At 41.4% G+C, this 19896-nt stretch carries 21 protein-coding genes; 2 read left to right on the top strand and 19 right to left on the bottom strand.

Features of this window, described 5'->3' with window-relative positions; translation table 11 throughout:
- Positions 1–397: 397 nt before the first annotated feature.
- Together DWY93_RS10305 and DWY93_RS10300 are read left to right on the top strand one after the other, a co-directional pair.
- Positions 398–1921, top strand: coding sequence for a nucleotide sugar dehydrogenase (locus tag DWY93_RS10305; RefSeq protein WP_117470579.1), 1524 nt, complete (start codon positions 398–400; stop codon positions 1919–1921).
- 9 nt (positions 1922–1930) lie between these two features.
- Positions 1931–3022 carry an NAD-dependent epimerase/dehydratase family protein gene (locus tag DWY93_RS10300; protein ID WP_117470578.1) on the top strand — a complete coding sequence of 364 codons (1092 nt, stop codon included), beginning with the start codon at positions 1931–1933 and terminating at the stop codon, positions 3020–3022.
- Between the two features lie 313 nt (positions 3023–3335).
- On the opposite strand, the gene DWY93_RS10295 is transcribed toward DWY93_RS10300, so the two are convergent.
- The 19 genes from DWY93_RS10295 to DWY93_RS10200 all read right to left on the bottom strand — a co-directional run bounded on the left by DWY93_RS10295 (position 3336) and on the right by DWY93_RS10200 (position 19873).
- Positions 3336–4328: an acyltransferase gene (locus DWY93_RS10295; protein WP_278286479.1), complete on the bottom strand. Its 993-nt coding sequence runs from the start codon at positions 4326–4328 to the stop codon at positions 3336–3338.
- Between the two features lie 148 nt (positions 4329–4476).
- Positions 4477–4968, bottom strand: a complete 492-nt coding sequence (locus DWY93_RS10290) for a DapH/DapD/GlmU-related protein (protein ID WP_117470576.1) — start codon at positions 4966–4968, stop codon at positions 4477–4479.
- 89 nt (positions 4969–5057) lie between these two features.
- A complete protein-coding gene (locus tag DWY93_RS10285; protein WP_117470575.1) occupies positions 5058–5486 on the bottom strand; it encodes a hypothetical protein in 429 nt (142 codons plus the stop codon).
- Between the two features lie 10 nt (positions 5487–5496).
- Complete coding sequence (locus DWY93_RS10280; protein WP_117470574.1) at positions 5497–5862, bottom strand: hypothetical protein; 366 nt, start codon at positions 5860–5862, stop codon at positions 5497–5499.
- Positions 5828–7411 carry a polysaccharide biosynthesis C-terminal domain-containing protein gene (locus DWY93_RS10275; protein WP_117470573.1) on the bottom strand — a complete coding sequence of 528 codons (1584 nt, stop codon included), beginning with the start codon at positions 7409–7411 and terminating at the stop codon, positions 5828–5830. The genes DWY93_RS10280 and DWY93_RS10275 overlap by 35 nt, the downstream gene beginning before the upstream one ends.
- A 97-nt stretch (positions 7412–7508) precedes the next feature.
- Positions 7509–8501, bottom strand: a complete 993-nt coding sequence (locus DWY93_RS10270) for a N(5)-(carboxyethyl)ornithine synthase (RefSeq protein ID WP_117470572.1) — start codon at positions 8499–8501, stop codon at positions 7509–7511.
- Position 8502: 1 nt separating this feature from the next.
- Positions 8503–8901 carry an ATP-grasp fold amidoligase family protein gene (locus DWY93_RS10265; RefSeq protein WP_278286481.1) on the bottom strand — a complete coding sequence of 133 codons (399 nt, stop codon included), beginning with the start codon at positions 8899–8901 and terminating at the stop codon, positions 8503–8505.
- Between the two features lie 97 nt (positions 8902–8998).
- A complete protein-coding gene (locus DWY93_RS10255; RefSeq protein ID WP_242990586.1) occupies positions 8999–10387 on the bottom strand; it encodes an ATP-grasp fold amidoligase family protein in 1389 nt (462 codons plus the stop codon).
- A gap of 95 nt (positions 10388–10482) precedes the next feature.
- Positions 10483–11583, bottom strand: a complete 1101-nt coding sequence (locus tag DWY93_RS10250; RefSeq protein ID WP_117470570.1) for an EpsG family protein — start codon at positions 11581–11583, stop codon at positions 10483–10485.
- A 28-nt stretch (positions 11584–11611) separates the two neighbouring features.
- Positions 11612–12532 carry a glycosyltransferase domain-containing protein gene (locus DWY93_RS10245; RefSeq protein ID WP_117470569.1) on the bottom strand — a complete coding sequence of 307 codons (921 nt, stop codon included), beginning with the start codon at positions 12530–12532 and terminating at the stop codon, positions 11612–11614.
- 82 nt (positions 12533–12614) lie between these two features.
- A complete protein-coding gene (locus DWY93_RS10240; protein ID WP_278286478.1) occupies positions 12615–13586 on the bottom strand; it encodes a glycosyltransferase in 972 nt (323 codons plus the stop codon).
- Positions 13587–13625: 39 nt separating this feature from the next.
- Complete coding sequence (locus tag DWY93_RS10235) at positions 13626–14597, bottom strand: hypothetical protein (protein WP_117472268.1); 972 nt, start codon at positions 14595–14597, stop codon at positions 13626–13628.
- Between the two features lie 39 nt (positions 14598–14636).
- Positions 14637–15083 (bottom strand): glycosyltransferase, encoded by a 447-nt coding sequence (locus DWY93_RS10230; protein ID WP_181968026.1) that lies wholly within the window; start codon positions 15081–15083, stop codon positions 14637–14639.
- Positions 15084–15151: 68 nt separating this feature from the next.
- Complete coding sequence (locus DWY93_RS10225) at positions 15152–16174, bottom strand: NAD(P)-dependent oxidoreductase (protein WP_117470565.1); 1023 nt, start codon at positions 16172–16174, stop codon at positions 15152–15154.
- Between the two features lie 23 nt (positions 16175–16197).
- A complete protein-coding gene (locus tag DWY93_RS10220; RefSeq protein WP_117470564.1) occupies positions 16198–16929 on the bottom strand; it encodes an IspD/TarI family cytidylyltransferase in 732 nt (243 codons plus the stop codon).
- Between the two features lie 36 nt (positions 16930–16965).
- Positions 16966–17781, bottom strand: coding sequence for a LicD family protein (locus DWY93_RS10215; RefSeq protein ID WP_117472266.1), 816 nt, complete (start codon positions 17779–17781; stop codon positions 16966–16968).
- Between the two features lie 11 nt (positions 17782–17792).
- On the bottom strand, positions 17793–18596 hold the full coding sequence (locus DWY93_RS10210) for a LicD family protein (protein WP_117470562.1): 804 nt from the start codon (positions 18594–18596) through the stop codon (positions 17793–17795).
- Complete coding sequence (locus DWY93_RS10205; protein ID WP_117472264.1) at positions 18586–19206, bottom strand: DapH/DapD/GlmU-related protein; 621 nt, start codon at positions 19204–19206, stop codon at positions 18586–18588. The genes DWY93_RS10210 and DWY93_RS10205 overlap by 11 nt, the downstream gene beginning before the upstream one ends.
- Positions 19199–19873: an HAD family hydrolase gene (locus DWY93_RS10200; RefSeq protein WP_242990585.1), complete on the bottom strand. Its 675-nt coding sequence runs from the start codon at positions 19871–19873 to the stop codon at positions 19199–19201. Before DWY93_RS10200 ends, DWY93_RS10205 begins: the two co-directional genes overlap by 8 nt.
- Positions 19874–19896 lie beyond the last annotated feature (23 nt).

Here is a 19896-nt window from a genome sequence, read left to right as displayed (position 1 = left end):
AAGTTTTTAAACGTTTTATTTGAAATAGCACAATAGGTTACTTTATTATTAGTATATGTTATTTCCACTAACGCATCGCCTTTCAAATTAACCTTTTGGTTAATACTATTATGGCACAACTTTTTTATGACGTCAATAGGCTATCATCCTCCAATTATAGAAAACCACCTTCACAGGTGAGCAATATACAACTGTGCCAATCGGTCATTCAAAGGGATACCTATGCATATTGGGTGATCAAAGTGGACTGCAACTGGCATATCACCTGCATTATTGTTACTATAAACATCAAACTTTATCCTTGCATCCTATCGATATTTCATGTATACTGACTATATAAATTTAAACGGATCAAACAACGTTGTTTCAAACATCATAAAATGTGAGAGGACCCAAAATGAAAAAATTATCCAACCATCTCCTGGCAGACACCATCGTCTCTACCAGAAAACAAAAAAAACTTTCCCAGCAGGCGCTTGCCGATTTGACCGGTATGAACCGTTCCGTTCTTTCCAAGCTTGAGGCAGAAGAGTACACGCCTTCGATCGCGCAGCTGGAGGAACTGGCCCGCGTTTTAAATTTTGATATTACGGATATGTTCCAGGAGAGTTCTAATATTTCTCTGGAAAAGGTATCTCCATTAAAGATCGCGGTTGCCGGTACAGGTTATGTAGGACTTTCGATTGCCACGCTCCTGGCGCAGCATAATCCGGTTACGGCTATTGATATCATCGAGGAAAAGGTCCAGAAGATCAATAACCGGATCTCGCCGATCCAGGATGACTACATTGAAAAATATCTGGCAGAAAAAGAGCTGGATCTGACATGTGTATTGAATAATCAGGTGATGAATGAGAGCAATCCGGCCTGGGAGATTTACCGTGCGGCAGATATCGTGGTGATTGCAGCTCCGACGAACTACGATTCTAAGAAAAACTATTTTGATACATCAGCCGTGGAATCTGTAATTGAGCTGGTTGAAGCCGCCAATGCAGGTACCGAACATATGCCATGGATGGTGATCAAATCCACAATCCCAGTCGGATATACAAAGAGCGTTCGCGAAAAATTCCGTAATGATCATATTTTATTCTCCCCGGAATTTTTACGGGAATCCAAGGCCCTGTACGATAACCTGTATCCGAGCCGGATCATCGTTGGATGCGATGAAGCTGATCCAGAAACAAAGAAAGCTGCTCACACATTTGCTTCCCTTCTTCAGGAAGGCGCAATCAAAGAGCATATCGCTACTTTGTTTATGGGATTCACCGAGGCCGAGGCCGTAAAGCTTTTTGCCAATACATACCTTGCGCTCCGTGTCTCCTATTTTAATGAGCTGGACACCTATGCTGAGTCTAAACATTTAAATACAAAACAGATCATTGATGGCGTATGCCTGGATTCGCGAATCGGGTCTCATTATAACAATCCGAGTTTTGGCTATGGCGGATATTGTCTGCCGAAAGACACGAAACAGCTTCTTGCAAATTATGCGGATGTTCCGGAAAATCTGATCGAAGCAATCGTGGAGAGCAACCGGACCAGAAAGGATTTCATTGCGGATCGTGTTCTTGAGATCGCGGGTGCATACGAGGCAAACGAGAGCTATAGTGCCAAGGCGGAAGAGGAGCAGCATGAGACGATCGTAGGCGTCTACAGGCTGACTATGAAGAGTCATAGTGATAACTTCCGCCAATCCTCGATTCAGGGCGTTATGAAGCGTATAAAAGCCAAAGGAGCCACTGTTATCATTTATGAACCGACATTAAAGGACGGAGAAACATTCTTTGGATCCAGAGTTGTAAATGATCTGAAAAAATTCAAAGAAGAGAGTAAATGCATTTTGGCAAATCGCTACGACAGTGCCCTGGACGATGTTCAGGAAAAAGTATATACAAGAGATCTGTTCCAGAGAGATTAGGAGAAGATGATGGAAAGAATAGAAAAACAGCCGGTCGATCTAAATGGAAAAGCAATCCTTGTCACTGGAGCTGCAGGATTTATTGGAAATAATCTGTGTAAAAGACTTTTAAGAGAGACTACGGAGTCAGTGATCGTAGGCATCGACTGCATGACTGATTATAATCCGATCGAATTAAAAGAATGGCGTCTGAAAGATATTCAGGAAACATTTGAACAGGATGGCATAGCCAGAAAGAATCAGTGGATTTTTGTTAAGGGAGACATTGCGGACCAGGCATTGATCACCAAGATGTTCAACCAATATGCATTTGTAGTCGTTGTAAACCTGGCTGCACAGGCAGGCGTCCGCTACAGCATTACAAATCCCGAAGCTTATCTGCACAGCAACCTGATCGGTTTCTTCAACATTCTGGAGGCATGCCGAAATGATAAGAATCTGGAACATCTTGTATACGCTTCCAGTTCCTCTGTGTACGGCGGAAATACGAAGGTTCCATTCAGCACCGATGACAAAGTCGACAACCCGGTATCGCTTTACGCAGCGACCAAGAAAAGCAATGAGCTGATGGCTCATGCTTATTCCAAACTTTACAATATTCCGTCTACCGGCCTTCGTTTCTTTACGGTTTATGGTCCGGCCGGAAGAACAGATATGTTTTATTTCTCCGCAACAAATAATTTGTGCGCAGGAAAAACGATAAAGATCTTCAACTACGGAAACTGCAAACGGGATTTCACTTATATTGATGATATTGTAGAAGGTGTACGTCGGGTCATGGAAGGCGCACCCCAGAAGAAAAATGGTGACGATGGGTTACCGATCCCACCATATGCTGTTTATAATATCGGCGGTGGCACCCCGGAGAATCTCCTTGACTATATCGATACTCTGCAGCAGGAGCTCATCCGGGCAGGAGTATTACCGGAAAATTATGACTTTGACGCGCACAAAGAACTTGTACCGATGCAGCCAGGAGATGTTCCGGTAACTTATGCGGATAGCGAAGCATTGGAACGGGATTATGGATTTCGACCGCAGATTGGGATCCGGGATGGGTTGAGGAAGTTTGCGGAGTGGTATAAAGAGTTTTATTTGTAGAGGCTTGGCATTTAGCTATCGTCCAAATTGAAAATTGGACGATAGCTAAATGAAAATATCAAAAGAATATTAATGGTATGAGCGACTATTTAGCATTTATGGATATTGATTATTATGGTGCGCCGCACCATAATAATCATGCAGGAACAGAAACGTCGAATTGAGACTGACACCATCATGGAAGCCTATCTAAAAAGCGGCAAAAATTTTGATGAGATTATGACGTTTTTGAGTCCATGATGGCGTTTAGTGTAACTTTTTGCAGAGTTCACAATTTAAAGTATACAGGAATCTTTCTCGATCTTTTTCTAAATTATGCTTTCTGCCCCGTCAGAAACCTTGTAAGCTTCCATTTATTCAAAACAACTGCTATTAAGCTTGATAGAATAATCGCTATGGCAAAGTTACATATCGCCAACACACCTGATGGCACTTTCCCGTTTAACAAAGTGATTACCAAATAAATAATCTGCTGGTGGAAAAGATATATCGTAAAATTATTCTTTTCAAAGAATAAGTACAATCTGTTCGTTTTAAAGTTAATTTTCCCTGAAAATGCATTCAAGGTAGTAAACGCCATGACTGCTCCGATTATATGAAGAAGCATTGGTATTCCAATATGTAGCAATTTAATTATGATCCCATTTTCAAATGCATTACAATACTCTGTCAGAACAAACAATAACAAGTCAATGGCGACCCAGACATACCACGGAATCTTATAAATCAGCCCTTTCCTATCTTTTCTGATCATCATACCAGTATAAAACAACATCATAAACCGACAGGTATACCAAATCTGAAAGTAATTAGGGATAAACCGCAATCCAATGATTGATACAGCATACAAAACAAACGAAATCATTAATCCCCAAAGCGGCTTTTTCCACATCATTCCAGTTAGGAAATAAGCCAACACAAAAACGCCAAACATCATCCATAAGAACCAAAGCTGAGATGGCGAAAGGGCTAACAGATAATCGCTGACTGCGATTTGGTTCGATTCCGTTTGGAAAGCGTAATCCCATGGAATTAACCAAACAACAGCTACAAAAAAATACGGAATTAAAAGCCTCTTTGCCTTATTCTTTATTAAGCTTGTAAAATTCTGATACTTATTGCGCTCAAATTTTAAATATGCAAAAATATATCCAGAAATCAAAACAAACGCATAAATGTGGAATGAATTGAGCCACTGCGCAATTAAGCCAAGGGAAACGGATGCTTGTGCCGGCATTCCGAACCATCCCTCCGGCAGCCACATTGCCAGACTATGGTATAGAACAATAAAACCCATTAGAATCACTTTTATAAAATTACAATTTTCAATCTGCTCTGCTCTGCTCTGCTCTGCTCTGCTCTGCTCTGCTCTGCTCTGCTCTGCTCAAAGGATTATCCGCATGTTCCAACTGTCTATCAACTCCTTTTTTGGATTTTATTGCGTTTTCTATGGTCTATTTTTCAAAATAAGAAACCCAATATTGCTCCTTCTCTTCCTGTGTCATACCGCCAAAATCAAACAATCGATTTCTTCCCTGCAAATTGGTATAATAATCATCGACAGCCTTTTTTATTCTCGCTGGGATGCCAACTGCTACAGAATTGTCAGGGATGTCATGGGTGACTACTGCACAGGCTCCAATGATCACGTTATCGCCAATTGTCACTCCTGGCATAATACATGCTCCCATTCCGATGTAAACATTATCCCCTATAGAAATCGGAGCTATATTGTCCATTCGTTTCCCATCAAAATAGCCCATAGAATTAAGTACTTTAATGCCACCGTCATATGTAATAAAGTTGACATTTTTCGCAAATAAGCCATCCTTTCCGACGGTAATCAAATATGGCTCAGATCCAAATGCCTCTACTCCGCAATTTAGCCGAGTCCCCCACCAATGTGTGCGCCACGACTTATCAGATACGATCTTTTGCTTTCCCATCCTCAGCGGTTTGCTTTATTGTGCACTCGAAAGCTTTTCTTCATTCTCTTGAAAAACATATTATTCACCTTTCTCTTCAATATCCTTTATCAACAAACCAGATGCCAGGGGAATCTAAGCATTTCTTTTGAATGTGGCAGGAATTTTTTCTTTACTAATAATAAATAAACTGCAATTCCAACTTTTCTGCCCAGCTTATTAGCAACTTCATTCACACCCTCAGTCAGGAACATTTTCTCCCCGCAATTGTATACATCCATGTTCTTATTAATCCATTGATTCATATAGAGATCATCGCCATAATGTCCACAGAAATCCTCGTCATAGCCATTCAAATATAGATACGCAGCTTTTGTCATAAAGAAGCAATTCGGATGGACACCATATTTACTCCAGGAGCCATTATCCTCAAGATACTCATCAAATACATAAACTGCCCTATCTGATATGCCTTGGCCGGACATACAGGATATTAGCGTTTCTTCCGGAAACAGCATATCAATGTCGGCGGTGATCATACGAGAGGTTTCACAACAGAATACTCCAAGGTTTTTGCCCCCCCCCCGAATTCCATTTTATATCCCTGTCAATACGTACCAACCTATGATTCACATTTAATCCATCAGGCATAGAAACAGGAACAGGGGAACAGTCATCTACTACTACAAGGTTTAATTTCCTTTTCACCGCATCTGAGAGGCTGTTATAATAGAGAAGGTTTCTGGCAATCCCATTCATCCCTTCCTGATCATTTACATAGACCGGATATATAATTGAAAGTTTTTCCAAATCAGAACCGGCATGTAGTCGTTTATATGGAGCTTCCTTAAACGAACGGAAGTCCGATAATAGCCAATGTTTACTCTTTCCTAATATGCTCCTTACTGCTGACATTTAACTCCTCCTTGCTTTTTCCAAACATATTCACGATTTTGCTCCTCAGGCTCTTTACAAACCCAAAGACCATCCGAAATAGGGCCTTAATATAATTTGGATATAGCACACAATTGATGGCTAAGTTTACCGCTAAAGCAGTGACCGCAACCTTCAAAGCCATAATAATCCAGGCTACATAGGATATTCCAACCAGGCTTATCCCCTTTGTAATATAAAGTGTCAATACAGCGCAGGCCGCATCAACAACTATATGTTTGAAGAAATACTTCATACTCCGATTCAGTATATCTTTTGACAGATACCATGCTAAGTACGTTGTCCGATAAAGCATGGCTGCAAGAGTCCCCACTGCAACACCAACCAGTCCAAACCGTCTAACCAACACAACAGAAACAATAATATTGATCATCGCTTCTATGATTGCACTCCACTGCGTCTGCCTGTAATGACCTGCAGCTAATACCATCATGTTGTATGGAAGGCGCAGACAGTAAGATGCCTGTGCCGCTGAAATGAGTAATGAAAACGCAGGTACAATATAATTCGCATCAGAGATTTCTTTCGTATAAATATTTACAAACGGCAGAATCAGGACTGCTGTACATGAGAATGAAAAAGTGACAAGAAGATGCATCAGCCATTCCACCCATCCGAAAGTCTTGTCTAGTGTATCTGTCTCTTTTCGGGCATACATATCCCCAAACATGGACTGAACTCCTGCGGTAAGGGAATTCAAAATCTGCTTTACCCCATTGACCACAAGATGATACACTGCATAGATAGAAACATTTTCCAGAGTAGAAAAGAGCGTCAGAACTACCGTGTCAGTATTTCCTAAAACCACAGCAGCAATGTGCTGCGCCAAACCATTCCATTTTTGCTTAATCGGCTCACCTTCCAGTTTTATCTTCTTATCCAAACTGTAATGTCGTTTTACATAGGCATTCAGAGCCACAGGCTGAATTAGGAAAACTGTAGCTGTAGCAAGTTTTACCAAATGAATACCTGCACCCATCTTCATGAGGATTACGCTGAAAACGGTATTCAGCAACATGGTTGCTCCTTGCAGGCCAAGCTGGATGAATGACATCTGATCAGCATCCAAAAGGAGCCGATATGACATACTAAAAAAATATTGGGCAAATGAACTGATGGATATGATAAATATCAATCCCATCGTATACGAAAAATCAAACCTTTCCCGGGTAACAAATGGGTAAAATACCATCAGGAAAGCTGTATAAATTATAAGAATTATCGCAATCCTGCGGAAGAATCGCTGGGAGGATTTCATGATCCTGCTAACTTCAGCATTGTCCTTGTCCGCAAGCGGCTTGTAAAGCGTGGACTGCACCACAGCGCCTACACCACACTCTGCGAGTGCAACAAAGCCCAGAAATTGCGTGATAGAAGACACGAGGCCATTCACGGCTGATCCATAACAGGATAAGAAAAAGCGTGGCAGTATAAATCCGCAAACCAGTGTTATTAACTGATATGCCAATGATACGATTGTATTGTATAGTAGTTTCTTCTTTCTGGTCACTATGGCTCCCCTTGCTTTACATTTTTACGTGCAATTTACGTCATCCATATTCAGCTTATAAATTTGTCCGTTCCTGTTTTATTATCGTATGCAATATCTATCTTTTCTGGAATCGTATTATCTCCAGATCCACGATTCTGCCTTCTTCAATCACCATAGCGTCTTTCAAAACGCCCCCAATCTTCTCCGTCATAAGTTCGACCAGATACGGAAGAATAACCTGAGAATTATTCTCTGTAAATGTCTTATAGAAAGGGGATGGTGTATGGTCTACTGCATAATGCAGGATCCCACCCACTTCGTATGTAGGATTCTCTATTGTGGTCGGAACGCTGGCTTCGATTCCACCACATCTATCACAACTCACGTCGATAATCATAGAATTCTTTTTCATCCTGGCAAGATCAGTCCGATACAGGATATGATCCGTGCGCATGACATCCCATAAGATACAATTCACGACCACATCGTAATTTGGCAGTTCTTCCTGAAACAGCGCCTCACTGCGTCTGTCGTACTGCATTACTTCTGCCCCTAACATATTCAAAACCTTGATGGCGCCTCTTGCGGTGTTTCCACATCCAAGAACCGCTGTCTTTGTCTCGTATGGCATACGCCCAAAGCCCTGGAACGCATGCATGACTGCCGCTTCCCCGGCAAGCTCGTTATTTCTCCAGAAAAGATGGCGCCCCTTATAATTCATATTTTCCCATGCATAGGCAGTCAGCCCGCCGTTGATAATCTTGTCTGTGATGTCTCTGTTCTGCGTCGCATGAACCCAGCCGAAAATGGTTTGCCCCTTATGCAGGCTTTCCAAATAGTCAGCATCCCCAATTTTCGGGTCACAAATAACATCCTGCTCAAGGACCGTCTCCCTTGGTGCAATAATGCAACCATATCTTGCGTATTCCTTATTCGGAATTTCTAAAACAAGGCCATGTCCCTCTTCAAAAAACAAGCGATCTGGGTGATTTATCCCACTAACGTGGTCAGGCATGATTGCCCTGCGTTTCTCATTTTCCTTATGGCTAACAGGAAAGCCGATTGTCTTGAACTTTCCATCAGAATAATAATTTCTTTGCTCTTTCATTTCACATTCCCTCCAAACCCGGCAATTGAATCAGTTTCCCGAAACGAATATCCGTTTCAGGAAGAAGGTTTGCGTCAAACCCACTCTGTGGGTAAAACGTCATTTCTCCGAAATAAACCCGTCCACAGCTTTCATATAGGTCAACCCTCACAAATGGGTATCCTTTGGACAGTTTTTCTGCAAGCGAGAACATCTCATCTATGCATTTCGGTTTTGGTAATGTGAAATTTTCCGGGGCATCGCGCCCCTTGATATTAAGCCTTAATAACCTCCATTCCTTATCGAAGAAATAAAACTGTGTATTGCCGCTACTCCTCCCAACACGGACCATAACACAGTCTACATATCCATCGAAGCAAAAAAATTGTAGTCCGTCAGGCCGGAATCCAAATCTGTAAATTCATCAGATAGAACAATGTCGTTAGATTCATGATTCGAACGTAAAGTAGCTTCCCGAGTTTCTGGCTGCTTGTGAAGCATCACCTTTATTTCTGATCCTAAACTTTCATCTGTCCAGTATCCCCCTCAGACAAATTTATCCACTTGCCAATCTCATAATCCCATTCGATAGGATCTATGCGGTCAAATCCGCTCCCATCGAAAAATGTAAGTTCTCCAAAATATATTTGACCATCACAATTATATAAATCCACACGAACATGTTTCAGTCCAACTGAGAGCTGTTCTGCCAGCTTAATCATGCATTCAAAGTTTTCCGGCTTTCTCGGTGGAGTATCTGCATGCCTATATCCCCATGTAAAATCCAGGTAGTTAAACTGTCTGTCAAAATAGTCAGCTCTTGTCCCTCCTGCTGATTTTCGGTCAGAATTAATCATGACCATCTTCATTTCACCATCAAAACAGTAAAACTTATAGTCTTTCAGGCCACTGCCCAGTCTTTTAGCATTAGGATGAAACCATACAATGACCTCAGTCAGAATAAGAATTATACCCCCCCTACCCGAAGAATCCGGGAGCCTAATCCATTCTCCAAGTTTCAAATCTGCATTCTCTTTTGTGAAAAAAACAAATCCTGAGGCCAGATAAAAGGTAAGCTCTCCGAAGTATATTTTCCCCTCCACGTCGTAAAAATCAGCACGCAGAAATGGTATATCCTGCGAAAGATTTTCTGCCAGCTTTGCCATTTGGTCTATCTCTTTGGGGATGGAAAGTTCCTTCCCTGGAACCGGCAGGAACGCAGATTCACCAAAATCCAGAATATGACTTTCCATATCGTAATAATTTGCATGGTGTTCAATAAAGCGGTCAAAATCCACCTTATAACATCTTGCCTGTCCACCGAAGCAAAAAAACTTGTAATCGCGAAGTTCTTGTGATCCTGTGTCCTCCATGTACTTTTCCGCAATAATCCTGGGTTTCACATCCTTGTATGGCCATTCTCTGCCTGAATAATAAAAATTCCGCTTAAGGCTTCGGTTTATCTTTTCTTTTGCCGCCGCTATATCCAGATTAGACTTATCCTTGCAAATGACCAATCCCCCACTGTCATGTGTACATTTCAAAACAAATTGATTAGGAAGTGCATTGAAATCAATGTCCTCAAACCTATCCCATACACCTAAAGTCGGAATGATGTACTGCTCACCGATTATATCCGCAACATATTTTTTTGCAGCATACTTGTCCACCATCGTTGTGTAAATTGACTTGCGGTCGTGGATCTTCATCCACTGGAGCTTCTCGTTGAAGGTCTGAGGGTTTTCCAGATCCAATTCCCGTCCCATCTTTGCTTTAAACATACGTTTTAAATACTCTTCATCTGGCATTGAGTCGCAAAGCCCTTTCCCAGAATTAACTAAAAACCGATAATCTTCATCTGTAAGGTATTTAACCCCTCTTCCAATCAGGTGGCTCAGTTTCTTCATAGCATACATCTCCCTTAGCGTTAATTTCTAAAAAGCATTCTCAAATCTCTGTCATCATGGAATACCTTTATTCGTCTGTAGAACCCATTAAGTAATCATAGGAAGAACGGATAATAGTACCTCACCCACTGGAATGACATAATGACAAAAAGCAAACCCAACGCAACTCGGAAAATCGATCCAATATGTTTTCCACTGAGTAAATGCCCCTTTTCATAAAACATGGATATGAGTATCGGCGATAATGCACCTAACAGATACCCATTTCTGCAAATCATTTCATAAGAACCTACATTCCCCACTATCAGTCCACTGAAACATACAATGAATAGGTATATCTTTTCTTTATCCGTCACAATCCCGTCATTGTCTATTTCACGGCTTTTCCTGTATATCAGAAGGTAATAAGCTATAATAATCGCACAGTTTATCAAACCTCCATAAGAAAAGGTCCTATATGCAGTAAACTGAGTCTCCGAAGTGTATGTAATGTATTTTCTGCCAATTAATGTTAAAAAGGGAATCCCGGAATTGAGGAAAATCTCTGCTATGCGGGATAAGAACATACAGCCTATCAAGACAGCAAATAATACCCCTTTCCGGCTTGATACACGAATCACAATCGCTATAGGGACAGCGAAAATGCTAAAAGGGTGGAACAGCACAGAAAGCAAAGCCAGGGCTAAAAATTCCACGATGTTCTTCTTTTGGTACAAAAACCTGTATACTGCCAAGGCCATAATACAGGCTGATGTTGCCGTCCTTAATCCTGAATTAACATGAATAAAAGGAAGGAGGGAAAAGCATGCCAGCAACACTAATATTACTTCATTTGTTTTATATTTTGAATTTCGCTTCCAGTCGAACGCAATATATGCGATAAGGCTATAGTCAAACAATACGGAAATCCACACTAATATGTAATTATTCTCAAATAATTTAGCAACCAGATACATTAGTGTGTTGAAAGCATATGAATACTGCATAATCGCATTGGCGCGTAATGTCGCCGCATTACAATTTACCATGTAATCCAACCAGGAAATGCCTGATGACCTTAATGAATCCATTATTGTCTGATACCTGTTAAAATCCATGTTATCAGACCTGTCTACATGGAACATAAAGCTGCCAATCAATGCCAGCAGTACGATACCTACATATTTCAATTTTCTTTTATCAATTCTAAGTTTCATCAGATAACTCCATGTCTATAAAATAGCGCTATAGCTCTCCTTGCCCAATATGCTTTTGCACCCTATTGAACCTCGGATTTCGGTTAATATTATTTCCGAGTATCGCAATCCTTTCTGCGTCAAATCCTGTTTTCCATACAACATACGGGAGGCTGAACTGATCTCTGGTCGGATATTTATTGTATTCCTCCCACCAGGCAGTCATCAATTCCTTTACAGACTGGTCATCGTGTTTCCGAACGAGTATGGAATTTTCGAAAAGACCATAATGGACTGGAAAACCGTTCTTCTTATATTCGTCCATCTGTGCCATGACCTCCGCCTTATCAGCCCTTTTATAATGCAACACGGCTACTGCCTCATCATAAATACAATCTCGGCTCGCATGATAATGTACCCCAAATCCGGCTGACCCCATACTGCAGATGATTGGGCTAACCCCTGCAATTATTTCTATATTGCCATCTACATATATGCTATAATCCGCATCTAAAATATACTGATTTGGAAGCATTTTAATTTTTCTGTTCAATTGAATCGGCGCCATCGTATTATATTCCGGGAGTCCAGCAACATCCACTTTTTCCCATGCTGATCCAGATGGGACTTCCTGATCAGTGAACATCAGGTATCGAACCCCATCCTCTTTGTATACCGGTTCAATAATCTTGTCATATCTCCCAATAATGGAAGAATAGACCGTAATTCTCGCTCCTGAATTTTCCCCATTATACTGCTGTGGATGTGGAACATTACCATTGACTGAGCAATATTTTCTGGAATACTTACGGTATTTTAAGTCCTCCACAAGCTGGTTTAAGTTTCCTGTCTTTATATATCCAAAGTAACGGTTTTTCTTCTTCTTTATTTCTGCCTGTTCTGAATACAGGGCTTCCTGGTAACGGTGATTCAAATCTATTAATTTGGAATCCAGCCTATCATCTATCATGTTTTGTAACAGTCCTTCACTTTCATTATCTTCATTCTGATTTTCGAGCCGATTTCTCGCTTCCTAAACCTACACTGCATATTTATGCAAAATTCACCAGTATCTTCAGCCGGAAGACGAGTGGATTCTCTCCGGTTGCTTTTATGATTTCCTTATCCCTTAGGAGCGCCAGTCTGTATTTCATGCTCTTTCGGTAATATGCGTACTTCTCCAAAACTGCCCGGTATTCCTCATCTATGTCGGGATAGTATTCCAACAGCACACTTGCCGTATTGCTTCTTAAGTTTGCCCTATGCTCTCCGTTGTTTCCTCTGAGCAAAAGCCGGTTGAGTCTTTCCTTGATGCTTGTCTTCCTGATTCCTACTGTGTTGTTTTCATGGATGCGGTACAGAATATAGGAATTCGGGTCATAAATAAACGTTCCAGTCAGAATTGCAACCAACGCCACCCACGCATCGTGGATACGGAAATCGATAATATTGGCCGGCGGGCAAGGCCGCGACACGATTGCCGTTACCAGTTTCCTGTTCATCACCATCGTACAGCCGGACACCTCATTCCTGTTGATATGGTGTTTTAACGAAGTGTCCAGTGGGCAACTGAATCGCAGCTCACCCTCTTTTCCGTCCTGATAAAGCGTCTGGTTGGAGCCATATAAGGAAGCAGTTTCCCCACTGTCTTTCAACTTATCCACAGCTGCATATAGTTTTCTGGGAAGCCAGATGTCATCCTGATCGGCAAACGCCATGTAGTCAAAGTCTGTGCGCTTTGACACAGCAAAGATAAGTGTCATAAAACTCCTGCCGGGTCCGACATTCTTTTTCGCGGGGAGAATCTTGAGATTTCCGGCATCCTCGTATTCTTTAAGGATTTCGAATGTCTGATCGGAGGAACCGTCATCACGGACATAAAGACTAACTGCCACACCTTCCTGTGCCAGAATACTTTCTATCTGCTCTCTGATAAATATTTCCCCATTGTATGTGCTCATCAACACAGCCACCCTGGGGAGCTCTGTGCTGTTTGCACTGTAATTTTCGTTATGTATGCTCATCTTTTTCCCTCGCTGTCTGTTGCCAGCTCTCATTGACTATCAAAAATTTTCCTTTATATAATCGATCAGATGGAGGGGAGAAAACTCATTCCTGTACCCATAATCAATCTTTTCTTCCTCCTTGACCCAAGCGGGGTCAATATCTTCTGGTTTCTCAAAATACTTCATATATCTGCCGTCATAGAACGGAAGCTCTGACAGATGCCTGTTCGTTGTTAGCAGCTTCTTATTATAAACGACTGCCTCAAAATACCGGATAGACTGTGCTTCCTGTCCCTCTTGCAAAACTTCCAAAATGCAGTTTGCGCCTTGTACACACTCCAAAACCTGCCAATAGCTTATTTTGCGATTCCTGTATTTGATCCTGCTTTCCTCCATGTCATGCTTCGTTCGGTGACCCACAACATCAAACCGACATTTCACGCCTCTGTCTTTTAGATATCCATATACGGACTCTACCTTCTCTCTCCGATTTCCTTTGTCGTACCCAACATAGTACAGATCGCTTTTCTGAGAGCCACGGCCTACCCCATGGAAGGAATAATAGCAGTATCCAAACCAATGGAAACCGTATTCTTTTGCATCGCACTTGTCATAGGTAAGGACGGCGTCCCATACATCTGAAAGCAGTTTCTGCCGGACATAAACCATATGCGGAGAATCCGCATGCATGGAGTCTGTGACCAGAGCGAACAGGCGAACATTCGGATGCCTCTTTTTCAACTTTCTTAAATATCCAACGCTTAACTTCCCGATTGAAGATGTCGGGATGATCAGGCTATAGGTAACATCTTTGCGGAATGGATATCTGTGTATGTTGTAGAACATCCACCCCCCCCATTTTGCGATACGATGGTTCATTAACAATTTCTTAAACGGCTTATTGAACCGTGTATCTTCTCTATGGGATGGCCAAAACTCCACTACATCTGCATGCTCAGCCATATCCTTGAACAGGCCATCCTCGTCCTTGTCTAAAAATGTAAATATGTATTTTCCGCCATCATTCATACTGATCACTCCGTCTGCTCGTTTCTCTGGTCATTTGCGTTATCTGTTTTCTATTTCCCCCATCTTCTTATAGATGGCTTCCAACTTTCCGGCTTCCATAGATATGTCATAATGCCCCTTCCTTACGACTTCGGGCGCATGGCTATCTCTGATTTTTCCTTTGTATCCCGCAATCTTTTTTGCCCATAATTCCGTTGAATCGGCATCTACCGGCAGAAACTCCACATTTCCCGTAAGGTTAACAGAGTTTGGAACATTTTCTGACACAAGGCACGTAAGCCCATTCGTCTGTGCCTCAATAGTAGAGATTGGGAGCCCTTCATATTTTGACGGGAGCACGAAAATATCCAATGCCGAAAGGATTTCGTCGATATCGCTTCTGAAGCCTGTTATAAGCACTCTGTTTTCAAGGCTTTTTTCCTGAATCATTTTGGAAACTTCCTTTTTGTTCCTCTTGTTCTTCTTGTCTCCACTCAGTTTATCCATATCAAACCCCATTTTTCATCTTTTCAACCGAAAGCATATACTCTACCGAATGCATCCCGTATTTACACTTATAAAAAAGATTCCAGCGTCCACTCAAACACATGCCTCACATCCACCTGTGGCCTCCAGCCAAGTTCCCTGATTTTGCTGGTATCCATAATTGCCAATTTATACGGAAGATAAGGTAAATTGCCCGCTTCTCCATCAAATCTGACTTTCGTTTTTCCTGTGGGAGACAGGCTGGCAATTAATTCAGCCAGTTCCCGTATACTTAGCAAATTCTCATTTGCTGCTACATTGTACATAGCATCTTCTCCCTTGTCCATGATAAGAAACATTGCATTCACCGCATCTGCAACATACGTATATGGCCTTACAGCGCTTCCGTCAGAATGGAGAACAATATCTTCCCCGTCCAGCACATCTTTCAGAAATTCAGCAAATCCTCTGCCATCTGTGAGGGAAATACCCGGACCCAATGTATGGCTCATGCGAACCCCGCAGAAGCTTAATCCGTAATCCTGTTTGTATGTGGTGAGCATCGTTTCACAAAGGCGCTTAGCTTCCGGATAGCAGGCGCGGTAATTCAAATGCTGCAGCGGCCCCATATCCTTCTCTGTGATCTCACTATCCCCTCTGCAATCCCCATAAACCTCCACAGTAGATACATAAAAGAACCGTTTCGTATTGTGCAGTCTGGCACATTCCAGCATATTGTGCGTGCCATTCACATGTGCCCAGAGTGTATTGACAGAGCTGGTCTTGTAATCAATCGGGGCAGCCGGACCCGCCGTGTGAAAAATATAGTCGATTTTCCCGACATACTCTACCGGCTCATTGATGTCATCATAAATAAAGGCTACATTCGGAAAATCCAAAGTGTTACCAAAAATTTTTTTTGCTTTTTCAGGATTCCGGCATATCCCTACAATCCTCATGTTAAGATTATATTTGATATCCACATCAACGAGCGTCTCCAGAATATACATCCCAATTCTCCCAGTCGCCCCAGTGACAAAGACAGTCTTATCCTGATACATCCTCCAGTTAACCGCGTTGTCACATATAATATTTAAGTCGCGTCTTTCCACATTAATCGCCTCCTTTACACAGATTATGCTAATCCAAAGACAAATTTATTCTCTTCCAGTTCCAACATGGCTTTCAAAATATAATAATCCTCTGGCGTGGTGACTTTTAGATTATTATTGTTCTCCTTTATGATATGTATATCATTTCCAAGAAATGTATAAGCAAGTGCTGTATCCAACAGCGGAATCGGCTGGTTTACATTCTCTATATCATCATATGTCTGCCGCAAAATACTTAGCTTAAATGTCTGAGGAGATGTCAAACTGTATGTTGCATCACGTTTCTTGAAATTGTCAAACCTTGCAGTCTCTTCTTCCGTAATCACTACCGATTCAATCACCGGCCGCACAGTCATTGCATTCCCATATTTATTTGCTACACGAACATTTTCGCTGATAATGGCTGTCTCAATTAATGGTCGCACGCCATCGTGAATCACCACAATGTCGTCATCCCCAGCCCCAAGCTCCGTGATCGCGGAAATTCCATTCTTAACGCTTTCCTGCCGGTCTTTTCCACCGGGAATAACTCTTTTTGCTTTCTTAATTCCATACCGACCAAGAAGCTCTTTCATATGATCCATCCAATAGACATTGCAGGCAATTACAACCTCATCAATATCATCGCACCGTTCAAACTTCTGTAGCGTATAAATAATAATTGGCTTCCCATGTACTTCCAAAAACTGCTTCGGCATTCCTGAATTTCTCATTCTCTGCCCTACGCCGCCTGCTAAAATAATTGCGTAATTCACAGATTTCTCTCCTTTAATTTCTTAATTTTTGCTTGGCTAATAATATATTCCCTTGAAATCTTTATAGGATTCCGAAACGCTTGCATAAATAAATTCGTGGTGCGGTTGTCTCTTTTCTACTGGAGGGAGTTTCATAAATGTATTCCCATATTGAAGCCTGCAATATTCTTCAGGATTTCCAGGGCAAGGCACTTCCATGTCTTCAAAGCAGAGTATTTTAGGATGTACAAACCATTCTTTCGGATATTTAATGCATTTCCCTAATCCAATATCTCTTCCAAAATAAGTCGCAACATACTTTTCCCAACTATTGCCCTTATATTCACGAAGGATAGATTCAATTTTTCGTTCTCTTTTCTTTCCTTTATAAAATTTAAGCACCATGTCCCCCAGAAATGCCACCAATTTGCCGTGATTCTTGGGATGTGTATTAGCAACCAGTACGCGGAGGATAAATGAATCAACGGTAATCTTTTTCTTCATAAATCTACTATCCGGATACAGATAATAAATATAGATATCAATAAATATTCCATGATTTATATCCAACCCTTCCGTATCCTTCATAAAACAGGATGTAGTTGAATCACATAGTCTGTAATGCGTAGAAGGAAATTTGGGATCCGTCTTATATGACTGCACAAAATATTTGTCTCGAAACTGATTTTGACATTCTGCTAATTTTTCAGCGTCCTTCCATGACATATATACATCAATATCATCATCCCATGGAATAAAACCCTGATGGCGAACCGCTCCCAGGCAAGTGCCACTTGAGAGAGTATAATGCAAGTGATTCTTTCTACAAATCCGATCTAACTCATGCAACAATTCCAACTGCACTTTCTGCATATCGGCCAGACTTATCTCCGGATGAATCCCCCCCCCCGCTCTGATTCTGGAAGGAATCCTTTATTATGTCCATGCTGAGATCTCCTTTCTTTTTCAGGCGGCGGTGTCAAATAATCTTCTCCATAGTTTCTTATCAAAAACTCATGATACCTTTTAGCCACCATATAAGTGTGTTCTTCTAACCTTATCATTGAATAGGATTTCATATAATCTGCATCAAATATATAACTGCACCCAACAAATGCATCATTTGAACGGTGAATATATTTCTTTTTCCCGATCAAAAAGTCTTTTGCAATTTTTTTATACCACAAAATTTTTGTCTGCTCGCTAAATGGCAATCCAACGCAATGTGCCGCCCAAATAAGTATTCTTTGTATGCCTTTGTATTCAGAATAAACAATATTTTTCTTCATCATTCCCTGCAAAAAACGTAAAAGATTAATCTTCAATGCCTGTCCCACAGTTGAGTCCGTTATATAGTCCCAAATAAAAACATCAACATCCACTTTTTGAGTTTTATTTTTTAAAAAACTGATATTTGTAAGCCACGGTGCAATCTCACTCTTTTTAATTACTAATAATGAAGTTTCGTCGCCCTCTATAATCTTTTTCAACTTCTTAAACTGCGAACGCAACATAGAGATGTCAGCATCATCATCCCATGGAATTAAATGTCCATTGCGCTCTGCACCTAATAACGTACCACCATGCAGTGAATACTTGATTCCATTTTCCCTGCAAAGGCGATCAATTTCATCCAATAGGCAGAGTACTGCTTCATGCTTTTCTGCAAAACCATAATCATTGTTCATTTAGTTCATTCTCTTTTCTTTTTTCGTAGAATTCTCCCCAAAACCAATCTATGACTTCATCCGATATTTTTTGTGCTTCTATGCGGATGACTGGCGGCTCATTTTCCGCTTCCATTATTCTCTTTCCCAGCAAATCATCGAAGGAGCCAATTACTCTGGCCGGTACCCCCCCCGCCACGCATCCGGGAGGTACATCCTTTGTTACGATGGCTCCTGCTGCAACAACTGCATTCGGGCCAATCCTGACACCATTACAGATAATACTGTTCGCTCCGATAAAACAATTATCACGGATATCTATACATCCGACTTTTTCATTAACTCTTCTGCTTTCGCCTTGTCCTTCAAGCAAGCCATTGAAAACATGATGAATCGCATCATGCGTCAGGAACGAGACATTTGAGGCAACCATGATGTTGTTTCCAAATGAAATAAGCTTCGGATAAAGAGGGATTTTTCGCATTTGCAAGCTCACATGTTCGCCCATGTTTTTAAAAATGTGATGTTTTTTCAAATAATTTGCCCTTCTCCCCGAGCTGATCCGCAAATTCAGGTTGACGGTCTGCCATATACGCTCTATAGGTATTTTTTTCTTCAATCGTTCAAGCATAATTATTATCCTCTTCGATATAATACAATCCATCTCTATTTCGGAACCAGATACATCTCATCCCAAGCTCTTCCGGAGCAACGAAATCTTTCTTGATATTGTCTCCGACATAGCACATCGTGCTATATCCGCCATTGCCTATCATGTCCCGCATAAGGTGGAATGCCTTACCACAAGGTTTCCGGTGCTCTGGGCCTCCCAGTTCATCTGTGATGATGATCTCATCCACCAATGCATCCAAGCCAAGGACATATATCTTCCTCTGCTGTCCCTCCGGGCGTCCATCTGTGATAATCCCAATGTTCATGCCGCGTTTTCGTATTCCCTTCAGCATATCTGCTACTCCGAAATATAAATGAATATCTGGCTTGTGATTTCGGTATACCTCCAGGCACCTTTCCTTCAGCTCCTCCGAGTAGATCCCCTCATCTTTTAGAACTGTGTCTATCGCCGGTTTCTTCCTTTCAAAGGCTTCCCATAGCTTTTCTTCCGCATCATCAACCTGTGAGATTATCTCAGCCACCGCCTTATATCCGCTGCGGACGTATTCTTTTTCACTGTAGAGTGTATCATCCAAATCAAACACTACAGCGGAAAGACCTTCTATATAGTTCATAACTTCTGTAATTTCGGTTATCTCAATCATGGTCACATTTTCTCTACTCATACAGATACTCACCCATACAAGTG

It is taken from the genome of Clostridium sp. AF28-12 (genome assembly GCF_003435225.1).
Lineage (GTDB): Bacteria > Bacillota > Clostridia > Lachnospirales > Lachnospiraceae > Pilosibacter > Pilosibacter fragilis.
The sequence above is the reverse complement of the archived record's forward strand: the minus strand, read 5'-3'. Positions and strand labels throughout refer to the sequence as shown.